The organism is Olivibacter sp. CPCC 100613, from assembly GCF_036959255.1.
Lineage (GTDB): Bacteria > Bacteroidota > Bacteroidia > Sphingobacteriales > Sphingobacteriaceae > Olivibacter.
In genome coordinates this window covers 179,108-197,202 of the sequence record NZ_JAWMTI010000001.1, presented here as the reverse complement: position 1 = coordinate 197,202, position 18,095 = coordinate 179,108, and the positions used below count along the sequence as shown (strand labels likewise).

The following is an 18,095-nucleotide window of genomic DNA, read 5'->3' as shown; positions in this document are numbered from 1 at the left end:
CGATAATGATGCGATTATTTTTTAAATATATATATAGTGCAAGTTTATGCTTATTGACTGGATTGTGCGTACAGGCCCAACCAACTGTCTATCCGGCAAAAGCCCAAACCGCTGCTATTAGCATAAAAGGGGCTACCATTCATGTAGGTAATGGGCAAATTATAACAAATGGTACCTTGGTTTTTGATCAAGGGAAAATTACCTATGTGGGCGATGGTTCAGGTGCACCTTCTGCAGCCGAAACGATTGATGCACAGGGGAAACATCTTTATCCCGGATTTATTGCACCGGTTACCAATTTAGGTTTGGTGGAAATTGAGGCCGTAAGAGCAACTGTGGATAATACCGAGGTGGGGGAGAACAATGCTCATGTACGCGCCTTAATTGCTTATAATACCGATTCAAAAGTGATTAATACGTTGCGTTCAAACGGTATATTGTTAGCACAGATAAGCCCTGAAGGTGGTCTGGTTCCGGGTCAATCGTCTGTGGTGCAGTTAGATGCGTGGAATTGGGAAGATGCCGCCTATAAAACGGATGATGCGATCCATATCAATTGGCCTCGTATTCGCTATGCACGCTTTGGTCCAACTAATGAAGAGGAGCAAAAGGAACGTATTCAAAAGGAACGGACTGTCTTGGCCGATTTGTTGACAGATGCTAGCGCCTATTGCGCCGTTAATAAACCGGATGTATTTAATGGTCGTCTAGAGGCTTTTCAAAAGGTGTTTGATGGTGCAAAAAAGGTGATGGTTCATGTCGATAAAAAGAATGATATCATTGCGGCCGTACAATTTTTCAAAGGCTACGGTTTGAAGCCGGTACTAGTAGGAGGTGCTGAAGCACATCTAGTCAGTACCTTTTTAAAAGAAAATGATATTCCCGTCATTATACATCAAGCACATTCACTGCCTTCCAATGAGGATGATGATGTCAATCTACCTTATAAGCAAGCGAAGCTTTTAACAGATGCGGGAATTCTCGTAGCTTATGGGATGGATGGTTTTTGGCAGCAACGTAACCTGCCTTTTATGGCTGGTACTGCGGCAGCGTTTGGCTTAGATAAAGAAAAGGCGCTCGCTACAATCACGATGAATACGGCAAAAATTTTGGGAATTGATCAAACAACCGGCAGTCTGGAGATCGGAAAAGACGCTAATTTATTCCTTTCCGTTGGGGATGCCTTGGATATGAAGGGCAATCAGCTTGAGAAGGCCTTTATTGCTGGTAGGAACATTAATTTAGATAATTTGCATAAACAATTGTTCGAGCGATTTGAATATAAATATGGGCAGAAGTAATCAAAAAGAGGGAGCTTTTGCTCCCTCTTTTTGATTTTATTTAGCGGGCTTTTCGAAACCTTCTTTTGTCGCTTTTTCTGACATGACCTTAATGCGTTTTTCTGTATCTGGATGAGAAGACATCAATCGTTGCATGGTGGAAGCCTTTTCGGCTCCTTCACTCTGTTCGGCTAAGCTTTCAAAAGCAGTGGCCATATACCACGGATTAACGTCTTGCGCTCTTAATAGTGCATAACCGTAAAGGTCGGCAGCGCTTTCCTGTGAGCGGGAAAAGGATGAGTTTGCAACCGCAGTCCCTAACTCACCTAATTTGGAATCACTCAGTGCACCCGCGGTACCCCCCTGCGATCCGACACCATCTTTTAGCGCAGAGCTTAGTAGAGCGGTGCGAAAAGCGTCCTTGGAGTCTTTGTTTTTAACATGGCCAATCTCATGACCAATTACACCGAGCACCTCGTTATCATCCATTACCTGCATTAAACCGGCACATACGCGCACGCTGCCATCAGCACAGGCAAAGGCATTAACATCACGTACTAAATATACTTTAAAATTCAGGTTTAAACCATCATAATCGGTTAAACCACTGGTTAGTTTAGCTAGACGTTGGGCAAGTTCATCATCGTCCGGTGCAACTGGATTGTTTTCATCCATCCACACCATATATTCTTTTGCATAGCCGATTACCTCATCGTCTGAAAGCGTAACGGCCTTTGCCGCTGTAGTAGCCGCTTTGATACTTTTGGTATTTACTTTAAATTGTGCCTGCGCATGTAGGCACATTAAAGCCAACATGGAAAAAAAGGTAAATTGAATTGTTTTCATATGCATGTTATTTGTACATTAAATTGATAGCAAAACAAAATACCATAAAACTTTTCATAGCTCCAAAATAAGGTGAGAAGATCCCTGAAATCAGCTATAGAATTGGATAACTTCATTCAAGAATACAGCTGGCTTTCCTTGAAGCTTTTTGAAAGTTAAATTGTATCTTTGCGCGGCAACGTATGTCCTCGAACGGACTATGGTTTTTATTCCAACTAATACATTGATATATTGTCATTTAAAGAACTTAATCTTATTGATCCCTTATTGAAGGCAATCCATAAGGAAGGCTACGAAAATCCAACGCCTATACAATCCCAAGCTATTCCCATTGTCCTTTCCGGTAAAGATCTGCTGGGCTGTGCTCAAACCGGAACTGGTAAATCAGCCGCTTTTATTCTGCCCATTTTACAACAGCTAAGCAATTTTCCGAATAAAGAAAAGGCAGTGAAAGCTTTGGTGCTGGCCCCCACGAGAGAATTGGCCATTCAAATTAATGAAAGTATCGCTGCTTATGGCCAACTGCTGCCTTTAAAGCATCAGGTTGTCTATGGTGGCGTCAATATTAATACGCAGATCGCCGGGTTAAAAAAGGGGGTGGATATATTGGTGGCAACTCCCGGCCGTCTTTTAGACTTGGTTGGTCAACGCGTGCTTACATTGCAAGCCGTTTCCTACTTTGTGCTGGATGAGGCCGATCGCATGCTGGATATGGGGTTCATCCATGATATTAAGAAGGTAGTAGCCCTTTTACCGGTAAAGAGACAAACACTCTTCTTTTCTGCTACTATGCCGCCTGAAATTACTAAATTGGCCAATACGCTCTTAAAAAATCCTACGCGCGTTGAAGTGACACCGGTTTCATCGACGGCCGAGAAGGTAACGCAAGTCGTGTATTCCGTTGATAAACCAAATAAGCCGAAGTTGCTCTTACATCTGTTAAAAAGCGAAGTGCGAGACCATGTACTGGTGTTTACACGAACAAAGCATGGGGCTGATCGTTTAGTTAAGTTCCTGGGAAAGCAACGTGTGCAAGCAGCGGCTATTCACGGAAATAAATCGCAGAACGCGCGTCAAAATGCACTGCAAGCTTTTAAGAACGGGCAGTTGAAGGTGCTGATTGCAACAGATATTGCCGCGCGTGGCATTGACGTTGAAGAGTTAAAATACGTGATTAACTTTGATTTACCAAATGAACCCGAAACTTATGTACATCGCATTGGACGTACGGGTAGAGCGGGTGCCAGCGGGAAAGCTATCTCTTTTTGCGATTTAGAAGAACGGCCGTATTTGCAGAGCATTAATAATTTAACCAATCAAGCCATCCCGGTCATTAATGAACACCCTTTTCCGACCCGTGACTCCTTTGTCGCAGTTCCGTTGCCCAAACGGCCGTTACATGAAAAGTCAGAAAAACAAGGGAGCAATAAAAATCGGAAAAAACGTCGATTTAGGCCAGCAGGGCAACAAAAAGCAAAGTAAACTAGGCAAATTGCTTGTTAAGATTTTATAAATAAATATTTTATTAAGAAAATCTTAGATTAATATCCTTACCTTTGTACTTATTATTAATAAATTCAATACAATACAATGCAAGAAGGAGTAGTAAAATTCTTTAATGAAACGAAAGGTTTTGGTTTCATCGTTCCAAATGCTGGTGGAGGCGATATCTTCGTTCATTCATCTGGCCTTATTGATTCTATCCGTGAAAATGACAACGTATCTTACGAAGTTGAACAGGGAAAGAAAGGCTTAAATGCGGTAAATGTTAAAGTTATCTAGGATAGTAATAATATAAATCGTATGAAGGCTGTCCGAAAGGGCAGCCTTTCTTTTTTTAAACGAAAATTTTTTGACAGGCTTTTTCATCTGAGAATTTTAGCTAAGTTTGTGCCTTATGAATGAAGAGAAATCATTGAATTTCCTAGAGGAAATTGTTGAAGAAGATATAAAAAATGGAAAGAATGAGGGTAGGGTTCTCACCAGATTCCCTCCGGAACCGAACGGTTATTTACATATTGGCCACGCAAAGTCGATTTGCTTAAATTTCGGCTTGGCACAAAAATATAAAGGAAAAACCAATCTCCGTTTTGACGATACTAACCCGGTAACAGAGGACCTTGAATATGTGGAGAGCATTAAAAATGATATTAAATGGCTTGGATTCCAATGGGCTGATGAGCTATATACATCGGACTATTTCGATACACTTTACGCTTATGCGGTGAGCTTAATTGAAAAAGGCCTTGCTTATGTCGATGATAGTACACCGGAAGAAATTGCTGCGAGTAAGGGGACGCCTACCGAACCGGGTAAGCCAACACCTTATCGAGATCGATCGGTGGAAGAGAATCTTCGCTTATTCGCTGAAATGAAGGAAGGGAAATATCCGGATGGTAGTAAGGTGTTACGGGCAAAAATCGATCTTGCGAATCCGAATATGCATATGCGCGACCCGCTACTTTATCGCATCAAACATGCCCATCATCATCGTACAGGTGATGCTTGGTGTATTTATCCGATGTATGATTTCGCGCATGGACAAAGTGATTCGATCGAACATATTACACATTCCGTATGTACCTTGGAATTCGTACCCCACCGGACATTGTATGATTGGTTGATTGAACATATTGGTATTTTCCCTTCTAAGCAATATGAGTTTGCACGGTTAAATATGACTTACACGGTCATGAGTAAGCGTCGCTTACTTCAATTGGTGAATGAAAAACATGTTGAAGGTTGGGATGATCCTCGAATGCCGACGATCAGCGGTTTGAGAAGAAGGGGATATACCCCGGCAAGTATCCGAAATTTTTGCGATCGAATCGGCGTGGCCAAACGGGAAAACGTTATTGACGTAGGCCTGTTGGAATTTTGTGTCCGTGAAGATCTGAATAAAACGGCTTGGCGCAGAATGGCTGTTTTAGATCCGGTGAAATTGGTTATCACAAACTATCCGGAGGGAAAAGAGGAACTGCTACATGGGGAAAACAACCCGGAAGTAGAGGGAGGCGAAGGCGAAAGGATAATTCCGTTTAGTCATGAGTTATGGATCGAAAGGGAGGATTTTATGGAAAATGCACCAAAGAAATTTTTCCGATTAGGCCCCGGATTAAGTGTGCGTTTAAAACATGCTTATATTGTTACATGTGATGACTTCGTAAAAGATGAAGTGGGTAATGTTACGGAAATTCACTGTAGTTATATCCCAAACTCAAAAAGCGGAGAGGATACAAGTGGTTTAAAGGTGAAAGGAACGATTCATTGGGTCAGTGTGCCACACGCGAAAACAGCGGAAGTCAGGCTTTATGATCGTTTATTTAAAGCGGAAAACCCCTTAGCCACAACCGGCGATTTCAAAGAATCTATTAATCCCGATAGCTTGGAAATCTTGGAAAAAGTATACATCGAACCTGATCTATTAAACGCCGTACCGGGAAAAGGGTATCAGTTTATTCGCAAGGGATATTTTACGCTTGATACACGATCGACACCGGACCGATTGGTTTTCAATCGTACCGTTGGCTTACGGGACACTTGGGCCAAGGAATCCCAGAAAGAAGGCTGATGTCGGAAAAACGTCGAACCTTGCGTTCATAGAAAATAAAAAGAGCCATTTCGAAAGAAGTGGCTCTTTTTATTGAGTCGAGCTCATGTTATAAGGTTGTTTTCTTTATATAAAGATTATAAAGCACGCTAAGCGCGAATGGGGTCCATTCTTCTGTGGTTTCGTTTGGAATAAAGTGCCGTTTGAATGCTAAAATTGCGGCCGATGCATTCCGTGTATCGTAACCTAATATACGTAAGCCGTCTAAGGGGTTAAAGGTCGTTGGAGGAGCTTGCAAGATATCATCATACCACAAACCAAAACCTCTTTCAGCTAAACGTTTCCACGGGAAATTAACACCGGGATCGACCTTACGTCCTGGAGCGATATCACCATGACCGATAAAGTTGTCTGTTGGAATTTTATAATTGGTCTTAAGGGTATCAAGTAGCACGAGCAAATTACTTATCTGCGGTTCCGTATAAGGGTCAATACCATTGTTGTCCATTTCAACGCCAATAGACGCAGAATTCATATCCGTAACCGATCCCCACTTTCCATTACCGGCATGCCACGCGCGTAAATAGTCATTGAGCAATTGATAAACCTTACCTTCTTTATCGATGATATAATGGGTGCTAACCTGTGTGCGTTCTAATGTAAAAGTGCGCAGGCTCTGCTGAATACTGTCTTGGGCTGTATGGTGAAGTATAACAAAATTAGGCTTGCGCATATTAAAGTTAACCGTACCTACCCACTCCAAATCTTTTCGTTGGCCTTCCGCTCCAGGGGATGGTAAACCGGCAGAAGCCATGGGTTGAGGCGCGGGCAGCGGCTGTTTAATAACTTCCGCCAACTGCTCCACCTGCTTTTCGTATATTTTGTTAGTCTCCGCAAATTGCTTTTTTGAGGCGCAAGCGTTTAACAAGAATAGCATCAGGGCTATGTATCCGTATGTGCCAATATGTTTTAGCATAGATTATCTTGGGAATTTATAATTCAGACCTATACCAATGCTTTGAGAACGTTGCAGTTCTTTTATTTGATTAGGATCATACAATAGGGTCGCATTGAACAAAAAGCTTATTACCCTCGAAACGCGTACGCCTAAGATGGCATCCAGGCGATGTCTGGAAGTACTAAGGTCTTCAAAATTAGCTAAAAATTCGTATGTGGTTTTTAAATGCAACCATTTCGTTAGATCTCGATCGGTACCGGCTAATAATTGAAAGCTCACATCATTCTTGAATCTTCCGGGTATTATTACGCCGAAACGAGTAGTATCTTCTTCCTTGACCGATTGAACATTGTCATCTAAAATATAGGTCATACGGGTCGCGGGACCGAAACGGATGGAACTAAATTGATCCGGTTTATATTCGAGACCGACTGCCGGTGTAAGATAACCCGGAGCCATGAAATTGGAGATTTTCCTAGATTTGGTGTCTACACCATCAATGTTCGAATATTGCCAGCCTGCATCAAATTGTGTTTCAAAGGTCAAGGCTGCAAATAACGCCCATTTCTGAGAAAATTTAATGGAGTATTTATTATCCCACCAGATACGGTCCTGATTCTTACGTGCAAGTTGATTTTCATTCTTAATCTTTCCGTATCTTAAGTCTAATTCAGATACAAAGTTTTTGCCCTCTTTGGTATAATCCCATTTCGTATTAAAAAAAGCACCTAAAGAGATAGAATTTACGCCACCACTGTTCCAGCTTTCACTAAAAGAGGCTTGATTGGCGTTTATCGAGAAACTGGTCCAGTTCCGCCAGTAGTTAACTTTTAAATTCAAATCAGGATTTTCTACTTCGACATCATGAATGCCCATTTGAGGGGTTCTTACCGGTAAACTATTTTTGGGCGGAGCCTGGCGGAGATCATTCAGATCGTAATTTTGAGCCTTCGCAAAGAAAAATGTGCCCGTAAAAATAAAAGCAACAAGTAAATGTCGTACGTTCATCAGAATAGTTTTATTGTTAACGCTGGTTTGCCTTTGCCAAATGCAATGCGTTCGGCTGACTCCAATCCAAATCACAAACTTAGATAAAATGATCTTATATGCCAAGCACAATCGAATGCAGGCTTTATAAAAAGCATTTTACTTGCTTTTCTTTAGCAATAATAATGCCTCTAATTGGAATCTAATCGCTCGATCTTCACCTCTTCTTTACCGGGTTGGACCCTGGGCAGTGGCTGTAATCGATATGCACTGGGGTTTTTACGATACATATTGTAAGAACTTTGTATATATTTACCCAGTTCATAGTCGTTCGCCTGCGTAATAAAATGATAAGAAGGTCGATACTGTAACATGAAATCTTCCAGGGCGACACCGGTTAAATTGGTCAAACGTTTAACAGTAGCCTGCGTAAACCGAGAATCGATTACATTGTTCTCGTATTCGCGTTGAATAAGTTCTTGCAAAAAGCGCGCATTTTTACCCTGGCGACTCAATAAGGAATATAGTGCGTCAATACTCAAACCTGCCCCTGTAGGGCCGGCTGATAATAAACTGCCCGGATTGCCTCTTCTGTAGGCTGAATTGTATTCGCGTTTTCGATCTTCGAGGATTTCTGCGGGAGAACGCTTGGCAATGATACTTACTTCATCCAACCAGATGGTTGATCGTTGTAATTTAAAGACAATGACAGGGTCTTTTTTTACGATCAACGTATCGGCATGATATCCTTTAACGATGGCAACGAGGGTGTCGCCCGGGTTTGCTTTAATGGCAAATTCTCCACGCTTATCGTTATACTTCATCGCATCGTTCGCTGTGTTATAGATATAAACTCGTGCAATCCGTTGCTTGGTATAACTGTCAAATACAATCCCTTCTCGCTCTTGCGCCAAAGCAAAGAAGGAAGAGGTAAATAATAAGACGATTATGGTTGCGAGAATTTTCAAGTTAACAAAGATAGGGAATGGCCCATGGCATTGAAAAACATTTTGCAATTTTTAACAATGCCAACAGGAATAATACAGTCTTGTAATGGGTATCTTACTTTGAAACTAGCAGTAATTGCCCAAGTACAAGATCATCACCATCTAAACTATTGAGGTTTTTCAATTCGTCGGTGCTCAGTCCGTATTGCTTGCTGATACTATAAATCGTATCGCCTTGCTTCACTTCGTGGATTTTCATTTCCACCGGTGGTTTGGCTTCTGCTTTTTCGGGTTCTTGCGGACTGTTGTCTGCAATCTCCGTTAATACCCGTTCTTCCCGATTTATCTTTTCAGGGGCCTTTTCTCCACGGTCATATTCATAGAGCCCATAACGTTCAATCAGGTCGATCAACAATTCCGCATAGCGTGGATTGGTTGCATAACCTGCTTTTTTTAAGCCTTTCGCCCAACCGGTATAATCGTCTTTATCAAGGTCAAACAACGGGGCGTAACGTTTTCTCAAAAGAAATTCGGAATGATCCCGGAAAGAATCTTCCGGTGAACGGTAAACACGGAAACAGTCGTCAATGGCATCATCATCCTTAAAAAAGGATTCACCTTTCCAATCGGGCGTACACTTGATGCCAAAATGATTGTTAGCTTCTCTTGCGAGGGTACTGTTGCCGTTTGCGGATTCTAATAGGCCCTGTGCAAGTGTAATACTGGCGGGGATCCCATAGGTGTTCATCTCTTGGATAGCAATTGTTTGGTAACGAGTGATATAATCTTGCGCGGAGGCACTGATAGCCGTGGGTTTATTGCTGGGTCGATGCGGATGATGATGCGACTGCCCTGAATGATCACGGCCATATGCGCCTTGTTGTCTCGATTTAGTACTTTGCAATACTTTTTGTTTCGGCAAACACGATGTTAACCCAAGAGAAATGCAAAGGAATAAGAAAAGGTATATGAATGAAGGGAGGGAAAAGATTTTTTTCTGTAGATACGTATCCATAGGTGAATCTATGTTAAATTTTTAAACGCTGACCAATTTTTAGTCGATCACTTTGAAGTTGATTTTTGCTTTTAATAAGATGAACTGAGGTCTTATATCTCTTGGCAATTGCACCCAAGGTATCACCTTTTTTAACGGTGTAGTGTGGACGGCTGTTTTCCGCAACAGGTTTCTTTTCTTCGGAAACAGCAAACGGTGGTTCCGTATAGTCTGCCGGTCTGTTATCAAACGTAAAAAGCTGATGTTTTTTTATAATGGCAATAATGTGAGAGGCCCAGGTTTTGCTACCTGCATAACCACCATACATAATGCCATAAGCCCACGAACGATAATCGTAAGCGCTGTATTTATCAAAGAGGGCTTGGAATTGCTTACGGGTTTTGAGGTAATGAATGAAATCGTCGTACGACGCTCTTACATTGTCATAGCCCTTGTAGGATGATCGGATTGTTTTGCTCTCGTTTGCACCGCGAATACCAAAATGGTTGTTGAGATGAACAGCAACTTTGCTGCTTCCATTGGCACTTTCATGCATAGCCACTGCCAAAATAATACTTGCCGGAATTCCGAATTCCTCCATTGCCTCAATGGCCCACTCTTTATGGGTTTCAATGTAAACCTGTGCACTTCCCTGCGCAAAGCCCTTTTGCGATAAAAAAGAAAAACTGAGTAGGAATATAAAAAACCGAAGGGCTTTCATTATTATAACTTTCTGATGAGAAATATGCCGTCACGTATGGGTAAAATCAATTTCTGCACCCGCTTATCGGCAGCGATACTTTTGTTCAACTCCATAATTTGCTCCGTTTGCTTATCGGGGGAAGCATCTGTTATCTTTCCCTTCCAAAGCACGTTATCGATCATAATCAGTCCGCCTGTTCTGACCTTGTCCAACACCAGTTCAAAATAATTTAGGTTGTTCTTTTTATCTGCATCGATGAAAACTAAATCGAATGTTTCCTCAAGCGTGGGGATGATCTTTATAGCTTCGCCAAGGTGATAGCGTATTTTAGTGCCATAAGATGAGCTATCAAAGTATCCTTGAACACGTTCGGCTAACTCTTCGTTAATATCAATCGTATGTAGTATCCCGTCCGCAGCAAGTCCTTCTGCTAAACAAAGGCTCGCATAGCCGGTAAAAGTGCCGATTTCCAGAATTCTTTTCGGCTCCAGGAGGTGACTTATAAAACTCAAAAAACGGCCTTGAAAATGCCCGGAAAGCATGTGAGGCTGGGTCTCTTTTACATAAGTCTCCCGGTTAATTGCTTTTAAAAGTGAGGGCTCATCGTCGCAGGTGCTTGTTAGATAAGCACTAAGCAAATTGTCCATTATCTCCATAAAGCAAACATATAGAAAATGCTCCGTATTTCGAATACCACTAATATAAATTATAGCGAGACGAGTTCTTGTTGGCAAGCTCCTTTGATGTATTATTGTGTTAGTATTAAAGGAAGGTTTTTATTAATCAACTTTTTTCATCATTAGTTAGTTTTAAAGGTATTCAAGCTTTCCCTAACGGGAAGGTTTCTTGGCAACAAGGAACAAACTTGAATATTTTTTTGCGGGAAAAAAAGTATTTGGCGGTCCCTTGATAGGGATCGAACAGATAGCTACTAGTAAGACTGAATCGTCTTAAGATAATCCTGCAAGATAATGACGGCTGAAATGCTGTCAACTAAACCTTTGTCTTGCCTTTTTGATCGCTTAAGTCCGCTTTCAGCAATACTTGCAGATGCCATTTTTGACGTGAAGCGTTCGTCCATAGTGACAATAGGTGTTTGCGGGAACGTTTTTTTTAGCAAACGAATAAAACCTCTCACGTGAACGGCCGATTGGGAATCCGATCCATCTAATTGCTTAGGGAGGCCCACAACAAAAGTTTCTACAGGATCTTGCACTATGTATTTTTTTAGATACTCAATAACATCTTTTGGGTGAATGGTGGTTAAGGCAGTCGCAATGATCTGCAGTGGATCAGTCACAGCGATACCGATTCGCTTTGTTCCATAATCAAAGGCCATTATCCGCATAAATTCTTATTTTTGAACATCTGTTCGCAAAGATACGGAAAGGTCTAAGCCCACAAAGGAAAATATGCAGTTTAAAGATATAATAGGACAGGAAAAAGTAAAGGCGCACTTGATCAACACGATAAAGGAAAATAGAATAAGTCATGCGCAACTTTTTTTAGGCCCGGAAGGAAGCGGAAGTTTACCGCTAGCTGTCGCTTATGCGCAGTATATCAATTGTGAAAATAAGCAGGAAAACGATAGCTGTGGAAGTTGCAGTTCTTGTAGGAAGTATGCAAAAATTATCCATCCAGATTTGCACTTTTCCTATCCTTTTTTTGCGTCACACAAAGAAGATACCGCCAGCACTTTCATCGATCAGTGGCGGAACAGCTTTCTGAAAAACCCTTATCTCAATCTTGAGACCTGGAGGAACAGCCTCGATGCAGGTAACAAACAAGCGAATATCAACATTGCTGAATGCCATCATATTATTCAGAAATTAAGTCTAAAAGCGTTTGAAGCCCCCTACAAGGTGCTGATTATGTGGTTGCCTGAGTTTTTGGATAAGGAAGGAAATACCCTGTTGAAGTTAATTGAGGAACCACCTGAGAAAACCTTATTCTTATTGGTGACGCAGAATCAGGATCAGTTGCTTAATACTATCATATCTAGGACGCAATTGGTAAAAGTAAATGCGCTTGATAAAGCGAGTTTAGCAGGTTTTTTGATGCAAGAGAAGGGGGTGCCGCAAGAGAAAGCGACACAGCTGGCTTATATCAGCGAAGGGAATGTACAGCAGGCACTTTCTCTTTTGTCGGATGATCAAAGTGGGGGGTATTTTAAGCTCTTTGTGCAATGGTTGCGTTTCTGTTTTGGCGCTCGAATACTTGATCTTATGCGTTTGGTGGAAGAAGATTTGTCAAAGCTTGGACGCGAAAACCAAAAAAGTTTCTTACTTTACGCTATTCAAATGATGCGCGATGTCGTATTATTTAAAGAGGGAGTAGGAGCGTTGGTGCACCTCCCTGACGCGGAAATGTCTTTTGTTGAAAAGTTCAGCCCGCTTTACGAAACAGCACAATTGGAAGCTTGTATCGGTATATTTGAAAAAACGAGTTATTATGTGGAACGCAATGCAAATCCTAAAATCTTATTTTTAGATGTATCTTTGCAATTAGTTTTATTATTTAAACGCTAAACGCTCCCGTGATAAACGGGACTCAATATATAGAAATATGGGATGTGATAATTGTTCATCCGGAGGAGGTTGTGCCCCTGCAGGTTGCCAAAGCAACGGTTCATGCATGACAAATGGATGCAATAAATTGGATGTGTACGATTGGCTAAGCCACATGGATATGCCAACAAATTATATACCGTTTAATATCGTAGAGGTAAGGTTCAAAGGGTCAAGGAAAGATTTTTATATCAATCAGGACAACCTCTATCTCGAAATGGGTGAACCTGTTGCTGTAGAAACGGCTACGGGTGGTTATGATATTGGTTTCATCTCACTCACCGGTGAGTTAGTTCGTTTGCAGTTGAAGAAGAATAAGGTCGATCCGGCAAGTGTTGAGCGCAAAATTTTTCGTAAAGCCACCGGTAATGATATGGATAAGTATCAGGCTGCCAAAGATTTGGAATGGGAAACCATGCATCGTGCACGAAAATTGGCCTTGGATCTGGGACTGTCCATGAAGTTAAGCGATGTGGATTATCAGGGAGATAAGACGAAAGCGACCTTTTATTATACAGCAGAAGGGCGCGTCGACTTTCGGGAACTCATAAAAAAGATGGCGGAAGCCTTTCGCATCCGCATCGAAATGCGGCAGATCGGAATGCGACAAGAGGCCAGCCGCTTAGGAGGTATCGGTTCTTGTGGAAGGGAACTATGTTGTTCCACTTGGCTTACCGACTTTAAGACGGTTTCAACCGCTGCAGCAAGGTATCAGAACCTGTCCTTGAATACGCTGAAACTAGCAGGACAATGTGGAAAACTTAAGTGCTGCCTCAATTACGAACTGGATACCTATATGGATGCCCTGAAAGATATTCCAAATGATATTGACCGTTTAGAGACGAAAAGAGGGACCGCGCGCTTGCAGAAAACGGACATATTTAGACGATTAATGTGGTTTTCTTTTCCGGAGGATGAAAACTGGATCCCACTCGAAATTGAACAGGTACGGGTAATAGCAGAAGGAAATAAAGAAGGCATTAGGCCAGATGATCTTGTGGAAATCAAGGAAGAGGTTGTTGTTGCCAAACCCATTACCTATGACTATGAAAATGTAGTGGGGCAAGACAGTCTAACACGTTTAGACGAAAAAGGCAAAAAGAAAAAGCGTCCCTCAAAAAAAAGAAATAAAAATAAGCAACAGACCGCTGATAGGCCGATGGGAGCGGAACAGACGTCGAATGCAGGACAAAGGCAACAGCAAAAAGCAACAGTTTCTCAGAAAAAGGAGAGTAAGCTTTCAACTGAAAATGTAGCGGGCGATAAGGAGATCGTAAAGACGGATAGTAATGGCCAAAAAGCGAAAAATAGCCGCAGACGATACAGGGGCAAAAAGACGAATAAGGACGGAGGTGCTGCAAATGGTGAAAAATCCTAAAGTCTACACGGCCATAGGTGTTATAGCGGTGTTTTGCCTGCTCTCATGTAATCGTAGTGCACTTATAGATGAATTTAGGCCGGTACCTAATCAAGCATGGAATTATGCGTTTAACCCGGAATTCAAAGTTGATGTAAAAGATAATAAGGTACCCTATCGATTAAAAATGAATGTACGATTGACGACGGATTATCGATACGCAAATTTATTTGTTTTAGTGCATCAAAGAAATGCAAAAGGCGAATCGAATAGTAAACGTGTAGAATTGAAGATGGCTGACAAAGACGGCCGTTGGTTGGGTAAGGGTATTGGAAGTCTGTATAGTTATCAGATTGCATATAATACTAATTATCATTTTCCCGATACCGGGACATACTACTTTAAAATTGAACAAAATATGCGGGATAGCCCTTTGAAGGGGGTTAGCGATGTGGGAATTTGTGTGATCCCGGAAAACATTGCGAAATAATCGGCATGGTTTATGCCTTATCAACCAAGGCGGAAAAGCCAAAGATTTTCTATGCGTAAAACATTACCCCAACAACTTGCTTGTATTTTCTTGATTACACTATTGGCTGCTTGTACGCGATCAGGTTCGCCAATTGGTGATATGCTGTTTAAACAAACTAAAAATAAAGTATACAAAGAAGTCAATGCAGATTCGTTGCATGCTTATTTTGAACATTATTTAACGACAAGCGCAGCAACATTTAAGAATCCAAAATATTTGAATCGCTTTTATACGAAGGCGGATTTTGAACCGGTATTAATCAGCAAGTTCTATGCTGATTCGTCGCTTTTCCGATTAATAGATTATTTGAGAAATGCCGATGAACATGGTCTTTCAGCTAAGTCCTATCAAGTGGAGCCTTTGTATAAGGCCCTTGTTCAGTTGACGAACCAAAAGGAAACGAGCACGATTCATCAGGCCTATGAGCATATTGTACGTGCAGAGTTACTGGCTGCCGAGGCGCTTACGCGTTATGGTTTTGCGCTAGAATATGGAATGACAAATCCAAGAAAGGTGCTGCCACGTTATTACATTCCTGTTGATCGTCCCGATAGCACATCTTTCGATAGGATATTGAACGCAAAAAATTTGAGCGATTACCTGGATAGTATACAACCCAAGGGCAATGCATACAGGGTGTTGCAACAGGCATTAGCCGAAGAGGACAACGAAGCAAAAAGGATAACATTGATTGCAAATATGGAACGTTTGCGCTGGAAGTATACGGTTGATAGTACGCATTTTGTATATGTGAATATCCCGGCCTATCAGTTATATATTATCCGAAATGGAGATGTTAGCAGTCAAATGAAGGTGGTTGTGGGAAAGGCCGATGGGCATGAAACACCGATGCTATTAAGTAAGATTCATAGTGTACAAGTAAATCCGATTTGGAATATACCTTCTAGTATCGCAAAAAAGGAAATATTGGTACAGGCTAAGGCCGATAAGTATTACCTGGCAAATCATGGAATGGACGTTTATAGAAGGGGTGTCAAGATTGTAAATCCGGACACCATTGACTGGAGCGTCTATAATGAAGAAAATTTGCCTTACAGTTTTAAACAGCAACCTGGAAATACAAATTCACTTGGACTCATTAAGTTTTTATTTAAAAATGGAAGCAGCGTCTATTTACATGATACACCGGCAAAAGCAGGATTTAGTAGGGTAATGCGTGCTGCTAGCCATGGTTGTGTAAGGGTGGAAAAGCCATTGGATTTAGCGTATGCTTTATTTGGTGAGGGCGATAAATATGAACTGATTAAGGAAGAAATGTCGAGTGATGAACCGACTGCTAAAACAATTGGTCTTAAACCTCAAATTCCTGTTGTATTGGATTATGTCACTTGTAAAGTAGATAGCAGCATGTCCTTAAAGTTCTATCCAGATGTGTATAAACTGGACTCCGTTTTGTATCGACAGTTAAAGTAAATTTCCTGCTTCAGCTACTGACATGGAATCGGGATTTTCCGACGATTCATCCGCATCCATGGTGGCTGCCATCAGACTTTGTGTTGCTGCTTGCTCATTTAGATAGGCCGACTGATAATTTTTTGATTTACCATAAATATAGAGCACCGATTTGTTTTTGATAAGATCAATAATCTTATTCTTTAAAGGTTCGGCCACGGCCGGGCAACCTTGGCTAACACCCATACGATCCTGGCCTTTTAATATGTTTGCCCCCACGTACCAAGCACCATGAAGCACGATACCCCGTACTCGGGCATTTGTGTTGAACCCTTGGTCTAAACCGTCTAACTTTAATGATCGGCCATGCTTCCCCTGATAGGTTTCTCCCGTTAAATAAAATCCTAAACTGCTCTGGTTTGAATTAGGGCGATTGGAGAATAGATTGGCCTCTTGTATGCCGCTGCCACGACCGTGTGCAACAAAGGTGTTGAGAAGCACGCTGTCACGCTCTAAGTCAATAATCCACAAGCGTGGTTTACTGCTGTGTACACTGAGGTCCGCTATTGTCAAAATCGGGGAATCAGTTTTTCCCTGTTCTCTTAAATTTAAATAACCAACGTATGCTTGCTTGAATACGGTACTATCTAGGGTAGGTGCTAGTTGCTGAATATGCTCGTAAACAGATTCAAACTTATAGGATAACAGGGAACTGTGCTTGATTTTCTTTTTTGCATCAGAAACGTTATCACTTGTAGGTCTAGTTGAATGAATGGAACGCCAGCTGATGCTAATAATGATTGCTAAAAACAAAAAAATAACACTGGGCACTAAAATGCTCTTTCTCAACTTCATATATCTCTCCACTTTTCTCTTTTGCAAGTTAGGGAACAAAAGATGTTTTCTTGAAAACGATCATTGTCCAAATTTATTGTGTTACAAAAATAGAATAAATAATTTTAAAGTTAGATAGTTGTAAGAAATAATTTAACTATTCTGACAATTTGATAACGTACTGCTAAGAAAAGATTGAAAACAGTATCTTTATGCATAAAACAGACAAGTAGGTTTTATATTTATCGAATTTTAAAAACATTCGTCAGTTTGATTGTTTGGATATAAATTAAGACGTCATATGGCATATCAATATTTGTTAACAACGGTTGAAGATGGAATTCTAAGGATAACCATTAATCGTGAGCAGAAACTTAATGCATTGAACAGAGACACGCTGAAGGAATTAAATCAAGCGATTGAAGCAGGCTTGAAGGATGGAAAGATTATGGGGGTCGTTATAACAGGTGCGGGCGAAAAGGCTTTTGTTGCAGGAGCTGATATTAGTGAATTTGCCAATTTTGACCAAGAACAGGGAGGGGACTTGGCAAGGAGCGGGCAAGCGGAGGTTTTTAACTTGATTCATCAAGCAGAAAAGCCAATTATTGCGGCTATTAATGGATTCGCTTTAGGTGGAGGACTCGAGATCGCAATGGCTTGTCACATACGCATTGCAAGTCATACAGCTCGAATGGGGTTGCCTGAAGTATCACTCGGTCTTATTCCGGGGTATGGAGGAACGCAGCGTTTAACACAATTGGTTGGTAGGGGAAACGCGATGGAATTAATATTAACGGGTAATATGATTAATGCGGAGAAGGCTTTGCAGATGGGCTTAGTAAATCATGTGGTACCGGCAGATGAAGTGATTAGCAAATCGGAAGAAATTATTAACGATATTGCAAAGCGTTCTCCACGTGCTGTGGCCGCAGCTATTCGTGCGATTAACGCCGCCCTTGTTGCGGGCGAACAAGGTTTTAATATTGAAATCGATGAATTTGCGAAATGCTTTGGAACAGCCGATTTCAAAGAGGGGGTTTCTGCATTTCTTGAAAGGCGACAACCTGAATTTTCTAGGGAAAAATAAAGGCATCAAGGAGCACACCCGATTCCTCAGGTTCTATTTT

At 41.3% G+C, this 18,095-nt stretch carries 18 protein-coding genes; 9 read left to right on the top strand and 9 right to left on the bottom strand.

The features are described 5' to 3' along the window. The first annotated feature begins 5 nt into the window (after nucleotides 1-5). Complete coding sequence (locus RYH73_RS00755; protein ID WP_335311337.1) at nucleotides 6-1,301, top strand: amidohydrolase family protein; 1,296 nt, start codon at nucleotides 6-8, stop codon at nucleotides 1,299-1,301. A gap of 36 nt (nucleotides 1,302-1,337) precedes the next feature. Here RYH73_RS00755 and RYH73_RS00750 read toward each other — a convergent pair whose 3' ends face one another. Beyond that, nucleotides 1,338-2,126 (bottom strand): M48 family metallopeptidase, encoded by a 789-nt coding sequence (locus tag RYH73_RS00750; protein WP_335311336.1) that lies wholly within the window; start codon nucleotides 2,124-2,126, stop codon nucleotides 1,338-1,340. Nucleotides 2,127-2,357: 231 nt separating this feature from the next. Here RYH73_RS00750 and RYH73_RS00745 point away from each other — a divergent pair, with 231 nt between their 5' ends. From RYH73_RS00745 to RYH73_RS00735, 3 genes are all read left to right on the top strand, one after another. Then, nucleotides 2,358-3,608 carry a DEAD/DEAH box helicase gene (locus tag RYH73_RS00745; RefSeq protein WP_335311335.1) on the top strand — a complete coding sequence of 417 codons (1,251 nt, stop codon included), beginning with the start codon at nucleotides 2,358-2,360 and terminating at the stop codon, nucleotides 3,606-3,608. A 108-nt stretch (nucleotides 3,609-3,716) separates the two neighbouring features. Next, entirely contained in the window at nucleotides 3,717-3,908 is a 192-nt protein-coding gene (locus RYH73_RS00740; protein ID WP_335311334.1) for a cold-shock protein, read from the top strand. A 115-nt stretch (nucleotides 3,909-4,023) separates the two neighbouring features. Continuing rightward, nucleotides 4,024-5,697: a glutamine--tRNA ligase/YqeY domain fusion protein gene (locus tag RYH73_RS00735; RefSeq protein WP_335311333.1), complete on the top strand. Its 1,674-nt coding sequence runs from the start codon at nucleotides 4,024-4,026 to the stop codon at nucleotides 5,695-5,697. An 88-nt stretch (nucleotides 5,698-5,785) separates the two neighbouring features. Here the strand turns inward: RYH73_RS00735 and RYH73_RS00730 are convergent, their stop codons facing one another. From RYH73_RS00730 to ruvX, 7 genes are all read right to left on the bottom strand, one after another. After that, the gene (locus RYH73_RS00730; RefSeq protein ID WP_335311332.1) at nucleotides 5,786-6,652 is read right to left on the bottom strand and encodes an N-acetylmuramoyl-L-alanine amidase; all 867 of its coding nucleotides are present in this window, start codon (nucleotides 6,650-6,652) and stop codon (nucleotides 5,786-5,788) included. 3 nt (nucleotides 6,653-6,655) lie between these two features. Continuing rightward, nucleotides 6,656-7,642 carry a DUF3078 domain-containing protein gene (locus tag RYH73_RS00725; RefSeq protein ID WP_335311331.1) on the bottom strand — a complete coding sequence of 329 codons (987 nt, stop codon included), beginning with the start codon at nucleotides 7,640-7,642 and terminating at the stop codon, nucleotides 6,656-6,658. 170 nt (nucleotides 7,643-7,812) lie between these two features. Further along, complete coding sequence (locus tag RYH73_RS00720; RefSeq protein ID WP_335311330.1) at nucleotides 7,813-8,589, bottom strand: hypothetical protein; 777 nt, start codon at nucleotides 8,587-8,589, stop codon at nucleotides 7,813-7,815. A gap of 94 nt (nucleotides 8,590-8,683) precedes the next feature. Continuing rightward, nucleotides 8,684-9,472: a glucosaminidase domain-containing protein gene (locus RYH73_RS00715; RefSeq protein ID WP_335311329.1), complete on the bottom strand. Its 789-nt coding sequence runs from the start codon at nucleotides 9,470-9,472 to the stop codon at nucleotides 8,684-8,686. 124 nt (nucleotides 9,473-9,596) lie between these two features. Continuing rightward, nucleotides 9,597-10,283: a glucosaminidase domain-containing protein gene (locus tag RYH73_RS00710; protein ID WP_335311328.1), complete on the bottom strand. Its 687-nt coding sequence runs from the start codon at nucleotides 10,281-10,283 to the stop codon at nucleotides 9,597-9,599. Between the two features lie 2 nt (nucleotides 10,284-10,285). Further along, the gene (locus RYH73_RS00705; RefSeq protein WP_335311327.1) at nucleotides 10,286-10,921 is read right to left on the bottom strand and encodes an O-methyltransferase; all 636 of its coding nucleotides are present in this window, start codon (nucleotides 10,919-10,921) and stop codon (nucleotides 10,286-10,288) included. Nucleotides 10,922-11,196: 275 nt separating this feature from the next. Beyond that, nucleotides 11,197-11,613: a Holliday junction resolvase RuvX gene (ruvX, locus tag RYH73_RS00700; protein WP_335311326.1), complete on the bottom strand. Its 417-nt coding sequence runs from the start codon at nucleotides 11,611-11,613 to the stop codon at nucleotides 11,197-11,199. 64 nt (nucleotides 11,614-11,677) lie between these two features. Here ruvX and RYH73_RS00695 point away from each other — a divergent pair, with 64 nt between their 5' ends. The 4 genes from RYH73_RS00695 (at nucleotide 11,678) to RYH73_RS00680 (ending at nucleotide 16,155) form a co-directional block, all read left to right on the top strand. Beyond that, nucleotides 11,678-12,793: a DNA polymerase III subunit gene (locus RYH73_RS00695; protein WP_335311325.1), complete on the top strand. Its 1,116-nt coding sequence runs from the start codon at nucleotides 11,678-11,680 to the stop codon at nucleotides 12,791-12,793. A gap of 106 nt (nucleotides 12,794-12,899) precedes the next feature. Then, nucleotides 12,900-14,210, top strand: coding sequence for a PSP1 domain-containing protein (locus RYH73_RS00690; protein ID WP_442946042.1), 1,311 nt, complete (start codon nucleotides 12,900-12,902; stop codon nucleotides 14,208-14,210). Further along, a complete protein-coding gene (locus RYH73_RS00685) occupies nucleotides 14,122-14,679 on the top strand; it encodes a gliding motility lipoprotein GldH (protein ID WP_335311323.1) in 558 nt (185 codons plus the stop codon). The genes RYH73_RS00690 and RYH73_RS00685 overlap by 89 nt, the downstream gene beginning before the upstream one ends. Nucleotides 14,680-14,730: 51 nt before the next feature. Next, on the top strand, nucleotides 14,731-16,155 hold the full coding sequence (locus tag RYH73_RS00680) for a L,D-transpeptidase family protein (protein ID WP_335311322.1): 1,425 nt from the start codon (nucleotides 14,731-14,733) through the stop codon (nucleotides 16,153-16,155). Here RYH73_RS00680 and RYH73_RS00675 read toward each other — a convergent pair. Continuing rightward, nucleotides 16,147-16,989 (bottom strand): murein L,D-transpeptidase catalytic domain family protein, encoded by an 843-nt coding sequence (locus RYH73_RS00675; protein WP_335311321.1) that lies wholly within the window; start codon nucleotides 16,987-16,989, stop codon nucleotides 16,147-16,149. The genes RYH73_RS00680 and RYH73_RS00675 overlap by 9 nt on opposite strands. A 280-nt stretch (nucleotides 16,990-17,269) precedes the next feature. Here RYH73_RS00675 and RYH73_RS00670 point away from each other — a divergent pair, with 280 nt between their 5' ends. Then, nucleotides 17,270-18,055: an enoyl-CoA hydratase/isomerase family protein gene (locus RYH73_RS00670; RefSeq protein WP_335311320.1), complete on the top strand. Its 786-nt coding sequence runs from the start codon at nucleotides 17,270-17,272 to the stop codon at nucleotides 18,053-18,055. The last annotated feature ends 40 nt before the right edge of the window (nucleotides 18,056-18,095 follow it).

Excerpts from the sequence above, each read along its gene's own strand:
- RYH73_RS00755 (WP_335311337.1), top strand. The coding sequence starts at position 6 with ATGATGCGATTATTTTTTAAATATATATATAGTGCAAGTTTATGCTTA.
- RYH73_RS00750 (WP_335311336.1), bottom strand. The coding sequence starts at position 2,126 with ATGAAAACAATTCAATTTACCTTTTTTTCCATGTTGGCTTTAATGTGC.
- RYH73_RS00740 (WP_335311334.1), top strand. The coding sequence starts at position 3,717 with ATGCAAGAAGGAGTAGTAAAATTCTTTAATGAAACGAAAGGTTTTGGT.
- RYH73_RS00735 (WP_335311333.1), top strand. The coding sequence starts at position 4,024 with ATGAATGAAGAGAAATCATTGAATTTCCTAGAGGAAATTGTTGAAGAA.
- RYH73_RS00730 (WP_335311332.1), bottom strand. The coding sequence starts at position 6,652 with ATGCTAAAACATATTGGCACATACGGATACATAGCCCTGATGCTATTC.
- RYH73_RS00725 (WP_335311331.1), bottom strand. The coding sequence starts at position 7,642 with ATGAACGTACGACATTTACTTGTTGCTTTTATTTTTACGGGCACATTT.
- RYH73_RS00710 (WP_335311328.1), bottom strand. The coding sequence starts at position 10,283 with ATGAAAGCCCTTCGGTTTTTTATATTCCTACTCAGTTTTTCTTTTTTA.
- RYH73_RS00705 (WP_335311327.1), bottom strand. The coding sequence starts at position 10,921 with ATGGAGATAATGGACAATTTGCTTAGTGCTTATCTAACAAGCACCTGC.
- ruvX (WP_335311326.1), bottom strand. The coding sequence starts at position 11,613 with ATGCGGATAATGGCCTTTGATTATGGAACAAAGCGAATCGGTATCGCT.
- RYH73_RS00695 (WP_335311325.1), top strand. The coding sequence starts at position 11,678 with ATGCAGTTTAAAGATATAATAGGACAGGAAAAAGTAAAGGCGCACTTG.
- RYH73_RS00690 (WP_442946042.1), top strand. The coding sequence starts at position 12,900 with ATGACAAATGGATGCAATAAATTGGATGTGTACGATTGGCTAAGCCAC.
- RYH73_RS00685 (WP_335311323.1), top strand. The coding sequence starts at position 14,122 with ATGGCCAAAAAGCGAAAAATAGCCGCAGACGATACAGGGGCAAAAAGA.
- RYH73_RS00680 (WP_335311322.1), top strand. The coding sequence starts at position 14,731 with ATGCGTAAAACATTACCCCAACAACTTGCTTGTATTTTCTTGATTACA.
- RYH73_RS00675 (WP_335311321.1), bottom strand. The coding sequence starts at position 16,989 with ATGAAGTTGAGAAAGAGCATTTTAGTGCCCAGTGTTATTTTTTTGTTT.
- RYH73_RS00670 (WP_335311320.1), top strand. The coding sequence starts at position 17,270 with ATGGCATATCAATATTTGTTAACAACGGTTGAAGATGGAATTCTAAGG.